General features: G+C 70.4%; 15 protein-coding genes, 1 tRNA gene and 3 pseudogenes. 16 read left to right on the top strand and 3 right to left on the bottom strand.

The window, feature by feature from the left end; genetic code table 11:
- Positions 1-94 (top strand): annotated as a pseudogene (locus AB0L56_RS31140) (ABC transporter permease); the annotation flags it as partial.
- A gap of 35 nt (positions 95-129) precedes the next feature.
- Here AB0L56_RS31140 and AB0L56_RS31145 read toward each other — a convergent pair.
- Together AB0L56_RS31145 and AB0L56_RS31150 are read right to left on the bottom strand one after the other, a co-directional pair.
- Positions 130-1,140 (bottom strand): alpha/beta hydrolase, encoded by a 1,011-nt coding sequence (locus tag AB0L56_RS31145; protein WP_365429411.1) that lies wholly within the window; start codon positions 1,138-1,140, stop codon positions 130-132.
- A 432-nt stretch (positions 1,141-1,572) separates the two neighbouring features.
- Positions 1,573-1,968 (bottom strand): DUF2267 domain-containing protein, encoded by a 396-nt coding sequence (locus tag AB0L56_RS31150; protein ID WP_361038013.1) that lies wholly within the window; start codon positions 1,966-1,968, stop codon positions 1,573-1,575.
- 315 nt (positions 1,969-2,283) lie between these two features.
- On the opposite strand from AB0L56_RS31150, the gene AB0L56_RS31155 reads away from it, so the two are divergent.
- The 4 genes and pseudogenes from AB0L56_RS31155 (at position 2,284) to AB0L56_RS31170 (ending at position 4,589) form a co-directional block, all read left to right on the top strand.
- Positions 2,284-2,916 (top strand): MBL fold metallo-hydrolase, encoded by a 633-nt coding sequence (locus AB0L56_RS31155; RefSeq protein WP_365429415.1) that lies wholly within the window; start codon positions 2,284-2,286, stop codon positions 2,914-2,916.
- Between the two features lie 332 nt (positions 2,917-3,248).
- A pseudogene (locus AB0L56_RS31160) lies at positions 3,249-3,471 on the top strand (hypothetical protein).
- Positions 3,468-3,616: pseudogene (locus AB0L56_RS31165) on the top strand (GntR family transcriptional regulator); the annotation flags it as partial. The pseudogenes AB0L56_RS31160 and AB0L56_RS31165, both read left to right, overlap by 4 nt.
- Positions 3,617-3,893: 277 nt before the next feature.
- Complete coding sequence (locus tag AB0L56_RS31170; RefSeq protein ID WP_365429418.1) at positions 3,894-4,589, top strand: DUF4190 domain-containing protein; 696 nt, start codon at positions 3,894-3,896, stop codon at positions 4,587-4,589.
- 385 nt (positions 4,590-4,974) lie between these two features.
- Here the strand turns inward: AB0L56_RS31170 and AB0L56_RS31175 are convergent.
- A tRNA-Arg gene (locus AB0L56_RS31175) sits at positions 4,975-5,047 on the bottom strand.
- Positions 5,048-5,367: 320 nt separating this feature from the next.
- Here AB0L56_RS31175 and AB0L56_RS31180 point away from each other — a divergent pair.
- The 11 genes from AB0L56_RS31180 to AB0L56_RS31230 all read left to right on the top strand — a co-directional run bounded on the left by AB0L56_RS31180 (position 5,368) and on the right by AB0L56_RS31230 (position 18,062).
- The gene (locus AB0L56_RS31180; RefSeq protein ID WP_365429421.1) at positions 5,368-6,981 is read left to right on the top strand and encodes a dynamin family protein; all 1,614 of its coding nucleotides are present in this window, start codon (positions 5,368-5,370) and stop codon (positions 6,979-6,981) included.
- Between the two features lie 3 nt (positions 6,982-6,984).
- Positions 6,985-8,808 carry a YfjP family GTPase gene (locus AB0L56_RS31185; RefSeq protein WP_365429425.1) on the top strand — a complete coding sequence of 608 codons (1,824 nt, stop codon included), beginning with the start codon at positions 6,985-6,987 and terminating at the stop codon, positions 8,806-8,808.
- A 222-nt stretch (positions 8,809-9,030) separates the two neighbouring features.
- Positions 9,031-9,513 carry a single-stranded DNA-binding protein gene (locus tag AB0L56_RS31190; RefSeq protein WP_365429428.1) on the top strand — a complete coding sequence of 161 codons (483 nt, stop codon included), beginning with the start codon at positions 9,031-9,033 and terminating at the stop codon, positions 9,511-9,513.
- Between the two features lie 275 nt (positions 9,514-9,788).
- On the top strand, positions 9,789-11,204 hold the full coding sequence (locus tag AB0L56_RS31195) for a Cys-Gln thioester bond-forming surface protein (RefSeq protein ID WP_365429431.1): 1,416 nt from the start codon (positions 9,789-9,791) through the stop codon (positions 11,202-11,204).
- A 39-nt stretch (positions 11,205-11,243) separates the two neighbouring features.
- Positions 11,244-11,855 (top strand): hypothetical protein, encoded by a 612-nt coding sequence (locus tag AB0L56_RS31200; protein WP_365429434.1) that lies wholly within the window; start codon positions 11,244-11,246, stop codon positions 11,853-11,855.
- Positions 11,848-13,326: an MFS transporter gene (locus AB0L56_RS31205; RefSeq protein WP_365429437.1), complete on the top strand. Its 1,479-nt coding sequence runs from the start codon at positions 11,848-11,850 to the stop codon at positions 13,324-13,326. Before AB0L56_RS31200 ends, AB0L56_RS31205 begins: the two co-directional genes overlap by 8 nt.
- Positions 13,323-14,051 carry a hypothetical protein gene (locus AB0L56_RS31210; RefSeq protein ID WP_361023369.1) on the top strand — a complete coding sequence of 243 codons (729 nt, stop codon included), beginning with the start codon at positions 13,323-13,325 and terminating at the stop codon, positions 14,049-14,051. The genes AB0L56_RS31205 and AB0L56_RS31210 overlap by 4 nt, the downstream gene beginning before the upstream one ends.
- A 382-nt stretch (positions 14,052-14,433) precedes the next feature.
- Positions 14,434-15,060 (top strand): hypothetical protein, encoded by a 627-nt coding sequence (locus AB0L56_RS31215; RefSeq protein ID WP_365429440.1) that lies wholly within the window; start codon positions 14,434-14,436, stop codon positions 15,058-15,060.
- Between the two features lie 227 nt (positions 15,061-15,287).
- Positions 15,288-16,952 (top strand): energy-dependent translational throttle protein EttA, encoded by a 1,665-nt coding sequence (gene ettA, locus AB0L56_RS31220; RefSeq protein WP_361023363.1) that lies wholly within the window; start codon positions 15,288-15,290, stop codon positions 16,950-16,952.
- A 4-nt stretch (positions 16,953-16,956) separates the two neighbouring features.
- On the top strand, positions 16,957-17,394 hold the full coding sequence (locus tag AB0L56_RS31225) for a thioesterase family protein (protein WP_361023360.1): 438 nt from the start codon (positions 16,957-16,959) through the stop codon (positions 17,392-17,394).
- Positions 17,391-18,062: a hypothetical protein gene (locus tag AB0L56_RS31230; RefSeq protein WP_365429445.1), complete on the top strand. Its 672-nt coding sequence runs from the start codon at positions 17,391-17,393 to the stop codon at positions 18,060-18,062. The genes AB0L56_RS31225 and AB0L56_RS31230 overlap by 4 nt, the downstream gene beginning before the upstream one ends.
- Positions 18,063-18,185: the final 123 nt, after the last annotated feature.

Raw genomic sequence — 18,185 nt, forward strand, 5'->3', positions numbered from 1 at the left:
GGGGCGGTTCAATTACACGTGGCAGGAATTCTCCACCGAGGCGTGGAAGGACCCCTGCGGCGTCTCCGGGCTGTGCACCTCCCTGGGGCTCACCCGCTCCCGGGTTCCGGCCCTTCCACATGACCGGCGTCACGCCGGGGCGGGTCTGGACGCGGCGCACGGGGTCTCAACGGGAGTGCAGTACGGCAGGTCGTCGACGGGACGGTCGGTGCAGAAGCGGGCGATCAGGTCCGCGGATTCCTCGCTGCGCTCGACCGTGACCAGGTGATCCGCCTCCTTGACGGTGGTGAACAGCGACCCCGGCATCGCCGCGGCGAGTTCGCGGCCCATGTGTGGAGTGCACAGGGTGTCGTACTCCCCGGTGAACACCAGGGACGGCACGGCGGGGACAGGCAGCGGCCGGTAACAGCCGTGCGTCACCAGCCGCGTGTTGTGCTCGACCGCCTTTTTGATCTCCTCCGGCGTCTGGTTCTGGAACTGCCTCTGGAGCAGCCGCGCCACGGCCGTGTGCCTGCGCACCTTGCCGGGCTCCGGGTTGGACATGAACAGCCGCACCAGTCCGTCGGCGGCCTGCGCGATGTCGCCCCGCTCGATCGTCTGCGACAGCCGCGGCACGGCCTCGCTGTAGAGCTCGGGAAGGCGGATCGCCGCGGCCGCGAAGACGATGCGCCGGACGGACTCCGGGTGCCTCTGGGCGAACCGCAGGCCCACGACCTCGCCGAAGCAGCCGCCGAACAGATTCACCTGCGGCACATCGATCTCTGTCAGCATGTGCTGCACCGCGTCCGCGAGGAAGTCGATGTCGTAGTGGGCCGGGAGGAAGTCGGAGCTGCCGTAACCGGGAAGATCCACCGTGATCAGCGTGCACAGCGGCGCCAGCCACTTCTCGTGGCTCTGCCAGGAGTACCGGTTCTGCGACGACCCGCCGAGCAACAGCAGCGGAGCCGTCCGCGGAGCGCTCTGATGGACGATCCGGCAGGTATACGCGAACCCCTCGAAGTCGAGCCCCCGTTCCTCCACCTGCTCGAGCGCTGAGGGGAGGGGCCCGGATCGCCCCGTGGGGGACGGGTCCTGGGCGGCGATGACGGCAGTGCGCATGAGCGGCTCCGGGAAGGGCGGAACGACGGCGAACCGTTCCATGATTACCAGGAAAGGCACCATTCGGATGTCATCACTCAATTGTGGGCGATCCCCAGAAACCGCCTGCTGAAGAGCACTCGGCAACAGCGAACAAGCCCCAACAGACCAACCCGAACGGCCCACACCGACGCCCTGCCAACCCGCCGAGCCTCACCGTCGTCCGCCGTCCCTGATCGAAAGACCGCCGAACGTACGCCCGCGGCAGTCTCCTCGGATACCGGAGATGACAGACGACTCCTCGTGCCCCCGGGCGGCATACCGCTTCAACGCCCTGCTGGAACACGCCCTGCAGGCTGCAGGGATGTCCATGCCGGCGGTCGGCCTCACTGGGGGCCACGGACCGCAAGGCCGACCCCGGTCTGTCCGAGGTGAGCCAGTGTCGACAGTCGCCGGCAACCGATCGCGGCAACGGTGCGGCTGACGAAGAGGTGGTCACCCGGCGCCGGCCGGGCCCGCCGGTGTGGCCAGCAGGACGTCGTACTCCTCGGGCAGTTGGGCGGTCGCGTCGCGGAACTCCTGGTCGCCGACCGCTTCCCTCAGGGTGGCCAGGACTGCGCGGATCCCGGCCTCCGCGAGCTCGCGGGGCACTTCCGCGCGGTCCGCCACACGTCGGACGAACGAGTGGGCCCCGTAGCCCTTCGCGAGCTCCTCGTCCGTGCGCAGCCAGCTCTTCAGCGGCTCCGGCAGCGGCTCCGCGAGGTCCTCGGCCTCTCCCCCGCTGATCCGGTCGGCGAGTACCTCGAAGGTGGCGCGTGTGAGGGTCTGGGCAACGTCGGGGGAGACGCCCGCCCGCTCGGCTGCCTTCGCCAGGAATGTGTCGTACTCCATGCGACCCTGCCCCAGTCCTCGTCAGGCCGTCCGCCGGCGTGATCACTAACAGATCCAGTCAAACCCATACCTGTCGCCTCGGCCACTGGGCAGGGCCGGCATCGATCCCGCCGTGTCGCGGACGGGCCATGAGTTCCTGCAGGTCAGCGCATACGCCCCGGTGGGGGAAGACCTGCCGGTTGCTGCCGCATGCCCGGCGGGGTCCACTGGAGTAGAGGGGCCTCATCCGGAAAGGGGCTGTTCCATGGAACAGCAGGCGAAGGACCACGGAGCGCGGCTGACTGCCCGCAGCGGAGCGCTCACGGCGGTGATGTCGTGACCGCGCGGGTCGAGCGCGTGGTGACGACCGGAGTGGTTCCCGGGCCGGACGCCGACACCCGGCCGATGGAGAACAACGTGTGGATCATCGGTGACGACGAGCAGGCGATAACGGTCGACGCCGCACACGAGCCGGACGTCATTGCCACGGCGCTCGGCGACCGCCGCGTGGTGGCGATCGCGTGCACCCACGCTCACAGCGGACACGTCGACGCGGCGGTGGCTCTGTCGGACCGCACCGGCGCTCCGATCATGCTGCACCCGGACGACCTGGAGCTGTGGCGCCGCAGCTTTCCCAGCCGTGTCCCCGACGAGGAACTCGTCGACGGCCGGGTGATCGACGTCGCCGGAACCGCACTGGAGGTACGCCATACTCCGGGCCATACGCCGGGATCCGTAAGCCTGTACGATCCGGCGCTGCGCCGCGTCTTCACCGGGGACATGCTGCTCTCGCGCGGCCCTGGAACCATCGGGCCGGAGGACTCCGACTTCCAGGCGATGATCCAGTCGATCCGCGAGCGCCTCGTCACCCTGCCCCCGGAGACGGTGGTGTGCCCGGGGCACGGCGACATCACCACGGTCGGCGAGGCAGGCGAGCGCGTGGAGGACTGGCTCCGCCGCATCGCATGAGAGCGAGAGGCTCAGGCGCCTCGTGGGACGGTGTGCAGGGCCGTTCACCTGCGGTCATGCCCATCTGGGCGCTCGGCCTGCGTCGAGGCTGTTGAGTACGCGGATGCACGCTGGGCACAACTCGACGGCAACAGCCGTAAGAACGTCGCCAATAGCCTGACGGCGACCACCATCGCGCTGCTGCGGGCCAAGCCCACCCAGTTCGCACCGCCATTCTCCGATGGGCTGACCGGAACTCCCTGCCCGGAACCCGGAGCAGGCGGCGGCCATCCTCGACTGGATACGGCGTCGGCCGCCCCGGCGGCGATCGACTTCACGCCTTCTTCGCCACGCTGTACTACCCGGACGCCCAGGGGCGTGCCGGCCTCCAACTCGAGGTGACCGCGGCCACGGTGCAGCGCGGCGACGTCATCCAACTCGGCGGCCGGTCCTGCCGGGTGCAGGACCTTTCCAGCTCCCTCACGGTGCCAAGCAGTTGCTCTTCGAGTCGGGCGAGCTGCTGACCATACACACGCGTACCGGCTCGTCGCCGTGCGGACGATGAGAAGGCGGTGACCGGTCCGTGTCGGCGCGCCATCGCCGACGACGTCCGGCACCAGATCACGAACGGCCCATCAAGCCAGGCGAACGCCTGCCGTCCGATGCCGGCCTGGCCGACCGGTACAAGGTCAGCACGGTGACCCTGCGGAACGCCCTTGCGGGCGGGTGAGCACGTCGCGGAGCCGGTTGGCCGTTCGCCCTCCGTCGGTGACCAGGTCGGTGCGGTGAGCGTTTGGAAGTGCGAGGTCGGCGGCCGGCTCGACGCTCTCCCGGCGCCCCACGGAAACAGCCGTCGTAGGGACCTTTAAGCGCCGCCCGAAACGGCCTCTCCCCGGCAGTTCGTAACGATCAGGTGAATAACGCCAGATCGAGGCAACCACACAGCAGCCCCACAAGTCACACACTCGCAAGTCACAACGCAAGCCCCAGGGAAGACCATGAGCCAGCAGTACCCACCCCAGCCCCAGCAGCCCGGCTACGGCGAGCCCCAGCAGCCCGGCAGTAACGGCCTGGCCACCGCCGCACTCGTCCTCGGCATCATCGCCGTCGTAGTCAGCTTCATCCCTGTCCTCAACGTTGTCGTGTGGCCGCTGGCGATCCTTGGCATCATCTTCGGCGCCATCGGACTGTCCAAGGCGGGCAAGGTCCGCAAGGGCAAGGGCGCCGGCATCACCGGCCTCGTCACGTCGGCCGTAGCGATCACGATGTTCTTCGCCATGAACGCCCTGTTCTTCTCCGCCGTCGAGAAGGCCGGTGAGGAGCTGGACAAGTCGTACGACTCCACCACCGTCGGCGACGGTAAGTCCAAGACCGGCGGCGCCAAGGAGTCCGACGTCATGAAGGACTTCAAGGTCACTGAGTGCGACGTGGTCACCGGCGACTTCGGCATCAAGGAGATGGCCATCCACGTCGACTACGTCAACAACGGCGACCGTCGATACTCGTACTTCGTTGAGGGCGAGGTCCTGGCCGACGGCAAGAAGGTCAACGACTTCATGTCAACCGCCGAGAACCTCGCCCCGGGCCAGAAGTTCACCGACAAGGACGCTGGTGCGCTGGTGACCGCGGACGAGGTCAAGGACGCCAAGAAGCTCGAGTGCAAGACCATCAAAGCGTCCCGAACTGACTTCTGATCGCTGACGTCGCCCCACGCTGACCCCACCCGTAGGCCCCGCCGCGCACCCCGCAGCGGCGGGGCTCGGCGCGTGTACGACAACCGGCACAGGCGCCTGACCAAGTGGGCCGGTAACAGCGTGGCTGTGCTCCTCGCCACGTACGCCCGGTGCGTCGACAGGCAGCTGCCGGATCTGAAGCGGCGGCTCGAAGCCGTAGGGAACCTGCCGGACGCGCACCACGCCAACTGATTCTCCGGCCGAGAACTTCGACACGTCCCGGTGACAGCCGGACAGCCCCGGAGCCGTGCCTTGATCATCAAGCGGGCGTCCGGGGCTTCCTCGCGTCGGCCGGCAAGCGCCCTGGCCAGCGAAAAGCCCTCCCCGGCGGGAGGGCAGAGATGTGCGCCCCCGGCAGGACTCGAACCTGCGGCCAAGCGCTTAGAAGGCGCCTGCTCTATCCACTGAGCTACGGGGGCCGGTGTGATGGCCTGGCGTCATGGTGCGCTGGTGGGGCGCGTCCCTGACGTTGCCGGAGACAAGGATAGGGCTCCCGCATCCTTGTCCCTGCCGCCTCGCCTCCGTGGCTCGATGTGGAGGTTCGGTAAAGCGGTCCTGATAATCGCAGGCAGGTACGAATCGTGCACCGCTTTTGGCCTCTCGCGCATCGGGTGTTGTCCACTCGTTATGCCTGGACTGCTCCTGCGCCTCAGTCGTCCCTTCCATCCCTTGTGTCCTGTCGGCACGCAGGCATGCTCATATGCTTCAGAATTCCCCTAAAATTGGGCATTCTTCGCATGTGGTGACCTTGGACGTACGGCCTCAGCTGCTCGACGCACTCTCCGCCCTGCGCGACCGTGTCGCCGCCGCACGCTTCCCGCTGCCCCTGGCCGGGGCCGCACGCGCGCGTGCCAACCGCGACGAGCTGCTCGCACAGCTCGACGACTATCTGGTGCCCCGGCTGAAAGATCCCGAAGCGCCCCTGCTGGCCGTCGTAGGAGGCTCCACCGGGGCCGGGAAGTCCACCCTGGTGAACTCCCTGGTGGGAAGGCGGGTCAGCGAGGCGGGCGTGCTGCGGCCGACCACACGGACGCCGGTGCTCGTCTGCCATCCGGAGGACCACCACTGGTTCAGCGGAATGCGGGTGCTGCCCGACCTCACGCGCGTGTGGGTGCCCCACCACCAGGACCCGGCGGACGACCTGCTCCTCCCCGGTGAGAACCCCGCCCGGGTGCTGCGCGTCGAGAGCGCCGACACCCTGCCGCCCGGCCTCGCTCTCCTGGACGCGCCCGACATCGACTCCCTGGTGTCCGACAACCGGGTCCTCGCCGCCGAACTCATCAGCGCCGCCGACATCTGGATCATGGTCACCACCGCCGCCCGCTACGCCGACGCCGTCCCCTGGCACATGCTGCGGACCGCCAAGGAGTACGACGTGAGCCTGGTCACCGTCCTGGACCGGGTACCCCACCAGGTCGTCTCCGAGGTGTCCCGGCAGTACGGCGCCCTCCTCACCAAGGCCGGACTCGGCCATGTGCCACGCTTCACGGTGCCCGAGCTGCCCGAGTCGGCCTCGGGCGGCGGTCTGCTGCCCGCGACCGCCGTGGCGGCGCTGCGGACCTGGCTCTTCCACCAGGCGCTGGACCCCGCCGCCCGACGGCACATCATGGCCCGCACCGCGTACGGCGTCCTCGACTCCCTCAACGCCCGCCTGCCCGAACTCGCCGGGGCCGCCGCCGCCCAGTACGCCGCCGCGCTGCGGCTCACCGCGGCGATCGAGGGCGCGTACGACAGCGAGCACTCGCGCGTGCGGGGCCGGCTCCAGGCCGGGGCCGTGCTCGCCGGGGACGCCCTCAAGCGGTGGCACGCCTTCCCCCTCGACTGCACCCCGGGCGAACTCCTCGACACCCTGGTGGAGAGCCTCAGCGCGCTGCTGCTGTGCGCCGTCGCCGCCGCCGACGAGCGCATCGAGGACGCCTGGCGGCGCGAGCCCGCCGCGGACGCCCCCGAGCTCACCGCCCGCGCCGCCGCCGCCCCGGAGAGCGCCGAACACCGCATCGGTCTGGCCGTACGGCGCTGGCGGCGCGAACTCGAGGAGTACGCCGAGGACGAGGTGCGCGATGTGGACCGCGGTCTCGCGCCCGACCCCGAGATGGTCGCCGCGCTGGTGGCCACGGTGCTCCTGGGCGGCCGTCGGGCCCGGACCGCCGGAGAGAGGCTCGCCGAGCGGATCGGCGCGCACGGCGCGCTGCGCCTGAGGGACCGCGGCGGACGGCTGCTCGTCGACTACGTGGACCGGGTCATGCACGCCGAACGCGAACGCCGGCTCGCCCCCATCGACGCGCTCGAGGTGCACGCGGAACCCCAGCCCGAACTCATCGCCGCGTTGTCCGTACTGCAGAAGGAGAGGTGACCGGTGACCGCCGTCACTGACCAGGACCACACCGAGCACCCGGAGCAACCGGAGCACCCGGAGCACCGCGAACGCTCCGGTGTTGACGCCGAGGGCGCTCCCCGCGCGGACGCCGGAGACCCCTGGGACGACGGGCTGATCGCGCGGCGGGTCAACGGGAGCGCGGGGGAGGAGCAGCACCGGGTGGCGGAAGCGGAACCCCGCTCGTCCGCACCGCAGACGGTGACGCCGTTGACGTACGGTCCGCAGCTGGGATCGCGGCTCGACGCGCTGGGCGAACTGGTGGGCCTGTCCCGCACCCGGCTGGACAACCGCACCCTCACCCAGGCGGGCCGGGTCCTCGACGAGGCCGCCGCGCGACGCGCCCTGTCCGGACAGCACACCGTCGTCGCCATCGCGGGCGCCACCGGCAGCGGCAAGTCCCAGCTGTTCAACGCGCTGGCCGGCGTGCCCATCTCCGAGACCGGCGTACGGCGGCCGACCACCGCCGCGCCCATCGCGTGCAGCTGGAGCGACGGCGCCGCGAGCCTCATCGAGCGCCTCGGCATCCCGCCCCGGCTCAGGCGGCGCCCCCTCCAGGCGACGGCGGACGCGGACGACCGGCTGCGCGGCCTCGTCCTGGTCGACCTGCCCGACCACGACTCGGCGGCCGTGCAGCACCGCCGGCAGGTGGACCGCGTACTGGGACTGGTCGACGCCGTCATCTGGGTCGTCGACCCCGAGAAGTACGCCGACGCCATGCTGCACGAGCGCTATCTGCGGCCCATGGCGGCCCACGCGGAGGTCATGTTCGTCGTGCTCAACCAGACCGACCGGCTGCCCGCGGAGGCAGCCGAGCAGGTCCTGGACGACCTGCGGCGGCTGCTCGACGAGGACGGCATCGTCCTCAGCGAGTACGGCGAACCCGGTACGACCGTGCTGGCCCTGTCCGCGCTCACCGGCGACGGGGTCGGGGAGCTGCGGGAGGCGCTCGGCCGGTTCGTGGCCGAACGCGGCGCCCCCGCCCGCCGGATCTCCGCGGACCTGGACATCGCGGCGGCCCGGCTGTGGCCCGTGTACGCCACCCGCCGCCGCACCGGACTCAGCGAGGAGGCCCGCGAGGAGTTCTCCGACCGGCTCGCGGACGCGGTGGGCGCCACGGCGGCGGGCGAGGCGGCCGAGCGTGCGTGGCTGCGCAACGCCAACCGCGCGTGCGGCACGCCCTGGCTGCGGCTGTGGCGCTGGTGCCAGCAGCGGAGCGAACCGAGCACCGGCAGGGTCGGGCCGCGCGGGCAGCCCGACGAGGAGGCCACCGCGCGCCAACGCGTGGAACAGGCGGTGCGCACCGTGGCCGACCGTGCGTCGGCCGGACTGCCGGCGCCGTGGGCGCGGGCCGTGCGGGAAGCCGCCGTACGCGGCTCGCAGGGGCTGCCGGAGGCGCTGGACGAACTGGCCGTCCGCGCGGGACTGCCCCCGGGGAGACCGCCGCGGCCCGCCTGGTGGCCGGTGGCCGTGTTCGCCCAGGTCTCGATGACCGTCCTTCAGTTCATGGGCGGGCTCTGGCTGCTGGGGCAGATCATCGGGGTCACGGCGCCGAACCTCGGGGTGCCGGTGCTGCTGATGGTGATCGGCATCGTCGGGGGGCCGCTCATCGAGTGGAGCTGCCGCATGGCCGCCCGCGGGCCGGCCCGGCGGTACGGACTGGAGGCGGAGAGACGGTTGCGGGAAGCCGCGTCCGGGTGCGGGCGGGCCCGGGTGCTGGATCCGGTGGCGGCGGAGTTGCTGCGCTATCGCGAGGTACGGGAGCAGTACGGGCGGGTGGTGGGGGTGGGGACCGGGGGCAGCTGAAGCTGCCGATCCCTCGTTCGGGTGGCGGAGTTTTCCACAGCCCGTGGATGGTCCACAGCGCTCGGCGGGCCCGGTCCGGCGGAGGCAGTCTGGCTCCACGGCGATCGCGGGACGGCCCGAGATCGCCGGGCCAGACGGCAGCCGTACGGGACGGGCCCGTACGCGTGTCCGCCCGGCGCCGGCACGGACGCCGGCGGGTCCGGGCGAGGGAGGGAAAACGCGATGAACGAGACGATGGTGTGCGTGGTGGGGAACGTGGCGACCCGGCCGGTGTACCGGGAGACCGCCTCCGGCCCCGCCGCGAGGTTCCGGGTCGCGGTCACCGCCCGGTACTGGGACCGGGAGAAGAACACCTGGGCGGACGGACACACCAACTTCTTCACGGTGTGGGCCAACCGGCAGCTCGCCACCAATGCCGCGGCATCCCTGTCGGTGGGCGACCCGGTTGTCGTCCAGGGCCGGCTGAAGGTGCGCACGGAGACCCGGGAGGGACAGCCCGGCTGGATGTCGGCGGACATCGACGCGGTGGCGCTCGGCCACGACCTGGCACGCGGCACGAGCGCCTTCCGCCGCGCACAGCGACCGGATCAGACGGCCGCCCCAGCGGAACGCCCGGACCCCAACTGGGAGTCATCGCCCCGCAGTTCGCCGCAGGCGGACGGAACCGCGTCACAACAACGGCCGGAGCCCGCTGTGGTGACATGACGTCAGCGGACGGCCACACGGTGCCACCGCCCGCCGAACTGAGGCTTATCGGCAGATGCGTACCGAAGCATCCCGGGTGGATTTGTCGATAAGCCCCGTTCGAAAGAGCTCGGGCGATAACGATTCCGATTCGGATCACTCCTCCGATGCGATCATCGGCAAGCGCTGTCCGCCGTCTCCTTAGGATGCCGGGATGGCTCCCGGAACTCTCGGGGCCGGAGATTCTGCTGGTGGGACCGTCCCCGCTCAACGGGTCCTGCTCGGAAGGGAATTCGGTGTCTGTTTCGTTCTCCGCGCGGTCCGCGCGCGGACGTGGGTCGGCCCGCCTCGCGGCGGGAACGCTGGTGTCCGGACTGGTCGCCACCACCGTGCTGGCCGGTGCCGGAACGGCCGCCGCCGACGGCGACGGCGGAACGGCACCCGGGCACACCGGACGCAGCGGAGCCACGGCGACCATAGCCGGACTCAAGACATACGGTGCGGCCGTCATACACGGCGCCGACGGGGACCAGCAGGTGTCGGCGGGACTGTTCGAGATGTCCGTCGAGGGCGGCGGCATGCTCCAGACGTACTGCGTCGACATCCATACGCCCACGCAGACGGACGCCAAGTACCACGAGACCGCCTGGAGCGGGACCTCGCTGGGCACCAACAAGGACGCCGGCCGCATCCGCTGGATCCTGCAGAACTCCTACCCCCAGGTGAACAACCTGGCGGCGCTCGCGAAGAAGGCGGGCGTCCGCGGCCAGCTCACCGAACAGGACGCCGCGGCCGGCACCCAGGTGGCCATCTGGCGCCACTCCGACGACGTGGAGGTGGACGCCGCCGACCCCCAGGCCGAGCAGCTCGCCGACTACCTGGAGAAGAACGCCCGCAACCGGGCGGAGCCGAAGGCGTCCCTGACGCTGGACCCGCCGGCGGTCTCCGGCCGCCCGGGCGAGCGGATCGGCCCGGTGACGGTACGCACGGACGCGCGCAGTGTGACGCTCGTCCCGCCCACGGACGCCACGACCGGCGGCGCGCGCATCGTGAACAAGGACGGCGAGCCCGTCGCCACCGCCACCAACGGCAGCCAGATCTTCTTCGAGGTGCCCGAGGACGCGGCAGCGGCCACCGCCGAGCTGACCGCGCAGGCCGCGACCACGGTTCCCGTCGGCCGTGCCTTCGTCTCCGACAGCCGGAGCCAGACGCAGATCCTCGCCGGGTCCAGCGAGTCCACCGTCTCGGCGACAGCGACCGCCACCTGGGCGCTCAAAGGCGCGATACCCGCGCTGTCCGCCCGTGAGAACTGCGCCAAGGGCGGTGTGGACGTCACCGTCGCCAACCAGGACGACGAGCCGTTCACCTTCGAACTGGCGGGTGCGGAGTACACCGTCGCGGGCGGTGAGTCCCGGACGGTGACGGTTCCGCTGAGCGAGGACCAGCCCTACGACTTCACGGTCACGGGCCCGAACGGCTTCGAGCAGCGCTTCACCGGCATGCTCGACTGCCTCACCCGAGCCGCCGAGATCGGCACCACCACCCACACCCTCACCGGCCCGACCCCCACTCCTCTCACCGACACCAACCTCGCCGAAACCGGCTCCTCCAGCGCCACCCCGTGGATAGCCGGTACCGCGATCGCCCTGGTCGTCCTCGGCGGAGCGGGCCTGGTCATCACCCGCCGCAGGAACACCCCCTCGGATGACTGAGGCACCCTTCCTGACCCCGCCCACCGGCTGGGTACGGACGTGCACACGCTGATCCACCTCGGTGATCCGCACGGCAGGGGCCAGGCTCTGCCGGACCTGCTCACCGACGCGGAGAAGCTCGGCGTGCGGCGCCTCGTCCTCGCCGGTTCGGCCGCGGTCCACCGCGGGCCGGGCGACGAGGAGTGCGCCGAGGACGCCGTGTCCGCGCCGCCGCCGGACACCGAGGCGCTCGCCTGGTGGACCGCGGAGGAGACGTGCCGGCGCGGGGGTGCGGAGACCGGCGTGCCCGTCCAGGTCGTACGGTTAGCCGAGCGGGTGGGAGCGCACGCCCCGCCGAGCGGGGTGCCGGCCTCGTGGATGCGGCGGGCCTGGACCCGGCGCCCCATGGAGCTCCTCGACGGCCGGCGTCACCAGATCGTCGACCATCGCGACATGGACGGCGCGCTCGCCGTGGTCCTGGCCGCCCCCGGGCGCTCAGCGGTCCACAACGTGGCGTCCGCACGCTACGAGGAGACCGAGCCGGCCCAGCTTGTCACCGGCTGGCGTCCCGGAGCCGACGTGCGCGGCGGGGCCCCGGCCCAGGCCCAGTGGCCGGCCTGCGACACCCACGACGACGTGCTCGGTCCGGCGGAACGGGGCGCCGATGGCTGAAGGACGGCCGGTGCCCGGTCCCGCCGCTGCCACCGAGCCCGGCATCTTCTCGCGCCCGTACACGACCGCCACCACGACGTTCGCCGTGGTGATGTTCCTGACCGGGTTCGCCGCGCTGGCCGTGGTGCCCACCTTGCCGACGGCGGCCCGGGACCTGGCCGGAGTGTCCCTGTTCCCGCTGGTGGCAGGCTGTTTCGTGGCCGCCAGTCTGCTGGGCGGCGTACTCGGCGGGCACTGGGCGGACCGGTCGGGGGCACGCCGTCCGCTGGCCCTCGGCATGGCCCTGTCCGTTCTGACGCTGCTGGTGTCGGCCTCCAGCGGGTCGATCTGGCAACTGGCGGCCGGCCGGTTCGTGGACGGCCTCGCCGCCGGGATGGTCGCGGTCTCCGTGACCACCGCGATCGGCCAGTCCTACCCCGAGCGGTTGCGGCCCAGGATGCTCGCACTGATGAGCGCGAGCTGGGTGATCCCGTCGCTGGTCGGACCGCCGCTGGCGGGTGTGGTCGCCGAATGGTGGTCCTGGCGGGCGGTGTTCTACGGCCTGGCCGTCCTGACCGTCCTGCCCGCGATCGCACTGGTGGTCGTGCTCCGCCGGCCCGCGGCGGACGACGGCACCGGTCCTGCCGACCTGCCGCCGGCCGAGGAACGCGCCGCCCGTCCGCCCCTGTTCGTGGCGACGATGCTCAGCCTCGGCGCGGCGCTCGGACAGTACGGGGTGTCGGAGTGGGACCTGAGCCACTTGGCGTTCGTCGCCGTCGGCGTCGTGCTGCTCGTGGTGTTCGCCCCCCGCCTGCTGCCGGCCGGCACCTGGCGGAGCGCCCGCGGACTGCCGACCACGGTGCTGCTGCGCGGCCTCACCTCGGGCACGTACTTCACCATCGAGGCCCTGGTGCCGCTGATGCTGATCACCGAACGGGAGGTCGCCGCGGTGACGGTCGGCGTGGCGTTCACGGCGTCCGCGGTGCTGTGGGCGGGCGCCTCCTGGGCGCAGGGCAAGGCGCTCCAGCACGTCGCCCGGCACCGCCTCGTCACCGTCGGAGCGCTGGTCATGGCCGCCTCCGTCGCGCTGGCCGTCGCGGGAAGCCTCCACGGCGTGCACCCACTGGTCGCGGCGACCTCCATGCCGTTGGCCGCCCTCGGGATGGGCCTGCTTGACCCGTGCGTCACCGTGCTGTCCCTCAAGCACAGCGCTCCACACCGGCAGGGCCACACCACCAGCGCCCTGCAGACCAACATGAACCTCGGCCAGGTCGTCGTCCTTGCGCTGGCCTCTGCCGTCCTCAACGCCTGTCTGGCCGCGGGCGCCGGCCCGCTCGGCGGCTACGCGGCGGCCTTCACGCTCCTCCTCGCCCCACCCCTTCTCGTCGGGGGCGCCGGCACCATCGCAAGGAGGCGCCCCATGCGCTCCGCCGTCAAAACACCGACCATGGCACGATGCCTGGTCACAGACGAGCACAAGGAGATCCCATGAACGATCAAGGCACTCCTGGCTTGGCAGATGGCTTCAGGGTCGTCGCGGTTGATGCCGACTGGCCGGAATCACGGCAGTTCATGGGTAGCGGCGACAACCGAGTCACCGGCGACATCCATGTGTACCTGTGGTTCGGCTCTGCGTCCTACGACACAGAGGTCGAGCACGTCATGGTTTTCAGCGCCTCCTCCGGCAATACCAAGGCCGGCGAGGCCCTGAAGGACGCTTTGGAGGACTACTGCCACCCCGGTGAGGGACCACCGGCCAGCCTGCCGGTGTCCGAACCCATCACCATCACCGCGGAGGGGAAACCCGTGACGTTCGAACTCTGGCGGAACAGCAGCAACCCTTACTGGGTCGCCCGGGGCCGTGTCGAGAACACCGAAGTGGTCCTGTCCGGCTCCGAGATAGAACCCACCGATCTGCGCCTGGTCCGCGTGAACGACCTGGCCGCGTACTCGGCCCCGATCGAATTCCTCCCGGCCCGGGAAGCGATCTCCGTTGCCATGGGCAGCGATCTCCAGGCGGCGGGGCCCCGTCGGCAATTCCAGGTCGAGGAGGCGGACACCGCGCTGCGGGCCCTGCGCGACATCGCCGCCCGGAATGCCGCCCTCGGGGGACCCGGCCGGGAATTGCACGGCGAGGAGGCGGACACGGTGATGCGCGCCATGCGCCACCTCGCCCAGGATGCCGGCCCCGCGGGAGAACGGGGAGCAGAGAGCTGATGAGATCCCGCCGCCCTGGCCCACTCCTCGAAGGCCGTCGAACTGCAACCTGTGCCCCGAGCGAGTACCTGGGCCATACGCTGAAGCCGGCGTGAGTCCTGACCGATGCCGGAGGAGGTGCTGGTGTATCCCCGGGCATGTCAGCAGCTCTCTTGAGCGGATCGCGCGACGGCACTGACGGCAACGAAGCGGATGGCGACAGCACCCAGCAGCCTGCTACGGCGGCGATCCGTGTCCGCCCGGCTGAGCCAACAGGATGTGCCCACATCTTCTGACCGCTCCGGCTGTCGGCAACCGTCGTGGCCGGATCGCTCCCTTGTGTCCCGTTCGCGTGCGTGTCACACAGTTGAAAGGCGGGGGATCGGGCGGAGGGGGGCGCTGCATGTCTGTGCCGGGTGGCGATGTGGCGGGGCCGTCGGACTGGGCCGTCGAGCGATTTGGGAGGCATGCTGACGCGCTCGCTGCCGCGGTTCCGATCCAACTGGCCAGAGCGCATGCCAAAGCGCATGCGGCACACATAGCGGCGGGACTGAAGAAGCGGAGCCCCTACGGCGTCGCCCTGGCTGAGGCTGTGCGTGAAGGGCTGGCGGACGCGGCGCGCGAGCTGGGGGAGTCTGTACGGGACGTCCGTGGATACGAGTACGCCGTGATCAACGAGCACGCGCTCTTCCCCTTCAGGTACGCGGACAAGCCGAGGCCCTTGGATCGAGCGCGGCTGCCCGCCAACGCGTCCCCGACTCGGCGTCGGCTGTTCCGGGCCCACGGACCGCAGGACCCCGACGGACTGTTCGAGGTTGACGCCGGCCTGGCGACGGAGGAGTACCTCGGACTGCACGAGGCGTTCGAGGAACTGGGGGCCTCTACCAGGCTCGTCTGTGTGTTCTTCACGGCCGACACTGAGAACGGCATCCATGCCATCCACTGGGGAGAGGCTCACCTCGAACCGGACCGCACCTTCACATGGCTCCACAAGGAACAGCTCCCGGTGGCTCCCACGCCGCTTGAGTGATGGCTGTGGTGCGCTCGGCAGCTTCCGTCCTGGGCCGTCTCTGGCCGTCCGAGGCTCGCCGAGGCCGACCAATGGTGACCGACAGTGACAGACGTGGCGCGGCCCTCAGTGGCGAAACCGCAGGTATGAGGTTGTCCGCCCCAGCTGGTTTCCGCCCAGGGGTGGCGGTACGGCAAGATGGGGTGTATCTGCCCACTGCCTGATTTCAAGCTGCCGGACGGTTTCTCTTGGCTGAGTTCATTTACACCATGCGCAAGGCGCGCAAAGCGCACGGCGACAAGGTGATCCTCGACGACGTCACCCTGAGCTTCCTGCCGGGGGCGAAGATCGGTGTCGTCGGTCCGAACGGTGCCGGTAAGTCGACCGTTCTGAAGATCATGGCGGGGCTGGAGCAGCCGTCCAACGGTGACGCCTTCCTCACCCCCGGTTACACCGTGGGCATCCTGCTGCAGGAGCCCCCGCTGAGCGAGGACAAGACCGTCCTGGAAAACGTCCAGGAGGGTGTCGCCGAGATCAAGGGCAAGCTCGACCGGTTCAACGAGATCGCCGAGCAGATGGCGACCGAGTACACCGACGAGCTCATGGACGAGATGGGCAAGCTGCAGGAGCAGCTCGACCACGCCAACGCCTGGGACCTCGACGCGCAGCTCGAGCAGGCCATGGACGCCCTGGGCTGCCCGCCCGGCGACTGGCCCGTCAGCAACCTCTCCGGTGGCGAGAAGCGCCGCGTGGCGCTGTGCAAGCTGCTGCTCGAGGCGCCCGACCTGCTGCTGCTCGACGAGCCCACCAACCACCTCGACGCCGAGTCTGTGAACTGGCTGGAGCAGCACCTCGCCAAGTACGAGGGCACCGTCGTCGCCGTCACCCACGACCGGTACTTCCTGGACAACGTCGCCGGGTGGATCTGCGAGGTCGACCGCGGCCGGCTGCACGGCTACGAGGGCAACTACTCCAAGTACCTGGAGACCAAGGCCGCCCGTCTGAAGGTCGAGGGCCAGAAGGACGCCAAGCGGCAGAAGCGGCTCAAGGAAGAGCTGGAGTGGGTGCGGTCCAACGCCAAGGGGCGGCAGGCCAAGTCCAAGGCGCGTCTGGCCCGCTACGAGGAGATGGCCGCCGAGGCCGACAAGATGCGGAAGCTGGACTTCGAGGAGATCCAGATTCCGCCGGGCCCGCGGCTCGGCAATGTCGTCGTCGAGGTCAACAACCTCAGCAAGGCCTTCGGCGAGAAGGTGCTCATCGACGACCTCAGCTTCACGCTGCCGCGTAACGGCATCGTCGGGGTGATCGGGCCGAACGGCGCGGGCAAGACCACCCTGTTCAAGATGATCCAGGGGATGGAGGAGCCCGACTCCGGCTCCATCAAGGTCGGCGAGACCGTCAAGATCTCCTACGTCGACCAGAGCCGCGAGAACATCGACCCGAAGAAGAGCCTGTGGGCGGTCGTCTCCGACGAGCTCGACTACATCAACGTCGGTCAGGTCGAGATGCCGAGCCGCGCCTACGTCTCGGCGTTCGGTTTCAAGGGACCGGACCAGCAGAAGGCGGCCGGGGTGCTCTCCGGCGGTGAGCGCAACCGGCTGAACCTCGCGCTCACCCTCAAGCAGGGCGGCAACCTGCTGCTCCTCGACGAGCCGACCAACGACCTCGACGTCGAGACGCTCTCCAGCCTGGAGAACGCGCTGCTCGAGTTCCCCGGGTGCGCCGTGGTCGTCTCCCACGACCGGTGGTTCCTGGACCGCGTCGCCACGCACATCCTCGCCTACGAGGGCGACTCCAAGTGGTTCTGGTTCGAGGGCAACTACGAGTCGTACGAGAAGAACAAGATCGAGCGGCTCGGCCCGGACGCGGCGCGTCCGCACCGTGCCACCTACAAGAAGCTGACCCGGGGCTGATCTCTTGCGCCACATCTACCGCTGCCCGCTGCGCTGGGCGGACATGGACGCGTACGGCCACGTCAACAATGTGGTGTTCCTCCGCTACCTGGAGGAAGCACGCATCGACTTCCTGTTCCGCCCCGAGAAGGACTTCAAGCAGGGGTCCGTGGTGGCGCGCCACGAGATCGACTACAAGCGGCAGCTCGTCCACCGGCACACGCCCGTGGACATCGAGCTGTGGGTCACGGAGATCAGGGCGGCGTCCTTCACCCTCACCTACGAGGTGAAGGACGACGACCTCGTCTACGTCCGCGCGTCGACGGTGATAGTGCCGTTCGACTTCGAGACCCAGCGTCCGCGCCGGCTCACCGGGGAGGAGCGCGAGTTCCTCCAGGAGTACACGGACGACGCCGCGGACGAGGAGAAGGGCGAGGAGAAGGAGGAGGCCGTCGCCGCATGACGGTGCTCCACCTCGCCGACGAGGGGGAGGCCGCGGATCTCGCGGCCTTCCTCTCCCGGCTGCTGCACTACGACCGTTCCGCCGCCGTCCGGTTGCAGGCGGCCGGCAAGGCGCTCGCCGTCTTCGGCCGGCCCCCCTCGTTCGAGGTGCTCGCCGTCCGCGCCGTACGGCTGGCGAAGCCGTACGAGAACGGGCTCGACGTCACGCTCGACGTGACCGTGTCCGCGGGTGAGTTGCTGGAGTCGGTGGACGAGTCCGCCGCCACGGCGGCCGTGCCCGGGGCGGTGACCGGTCCCCCGTGGGCCGGGGTGCTGCCCCCTCGCGGCGGCTGGCGGGCCGAACCCGGGCTGCCGGCGGTCCAGGAGCTGCGCGGACTCGTCACCGCGTCGGTCGCCGAATTCCGTTCCCGTACGGAGGAACTGGCGCCCGAGCGGCGTACCCGCGCCGAACTCGACCGCATCGGGCGGGAGATCTGGTCCCGCACGGTCGCGGACACCGGCCTCCCGGTGCGGGCGGTGCACGCCGCCCAGTCGCTGGGGTTCCTGCGCGGCGCCGAACAGACGCTGCTCTCCTCGGGCTCCTGGCTCCGCCTGCGCACGCCCTACGGATCGGTCGCCGTACGACGCACGTCCGGGCTGCTCGGCGCGCTGGACCTCAGCGTGCGCTGAGGGTCGGTTCGAACGAGGGCCCCTCGCGCTAAGAGGGCATCTGATCTATGTAGTTGGTAGTTAGGGATGGTTTTGTGACTGGTGGCGTTGGCGGTCGTTGGGCAAGGGGTGAGTGATCGCCGT

Source organism: Streptomyces sp. NPDC052079 (assembly GCF_040680275.1).
Classification (GTDB): Bacteria; Actinomycetota; Actinomycetes; order Streptomycetales; family Streptomycetaceae; genus Streptomyces.

Bases quoted from the DNA above. Each gene is read 5' to 3' on its own strand.
- AB0L56_RS31145 (WP_365429411.1), bottom strand. From the start codon at position 1,140: ATGGAACGGTTCGCCGTCGTTCCGCCCTTCCCGGAGCCGCTCATGCGC.
- AB0L56_RS31150 (WP_361038013.1), bottom strand. From the start codon at position 1,968: ATGGAGTACGACACATTCCTGGCGAAGGCAGCCGAGCGGGCGGGCGTC.
- AB0L56_RS31170 (WP_365429418.1), top strand. From the start codon at position 3,894: ATGAGCCAGCAGTACCCACCCCAGCCCCAGCAGCCCGGCTACGGCGAG.
- AB0L56_RS31190 (WP_365429428.1), top strand. From the start codon at position 9,031: ATGAACGAGACGATGGTGTGCGTGGTGGGGAACGTGGCGACCCGGCCG.
- AB0L56_RS31205 (WP_365429437.1), top strand. From the start codon at position 11,848: ATGGCTGAAGGACGGCCGGTGCCCGGTCCCGCCGCTGCCACCGAGCCC.
- AB0L56_RS31210 (WP_361023369.1), top strand. From the start codon at position 13,323: ATGAACGATCAAGGCACTCCTGGCTTGGCAGATGGCTTCAGGGTCGTC.
- AB0L56_RS31215 (WP_365429440.1), top strand. From the start codon at position 14,434: ATGTCTGTGCCGGGTGGCGATGTGGCGGGGCCGTCGGACTGGGCCGTC.
- AB0L56_RS31230 (WP_365429445.1), top strand. From the start codon at position 17,391: ATGACGGTGCTCCACCTCGCCGACGAGGGGGAGGCCGCGGATCTCGCG.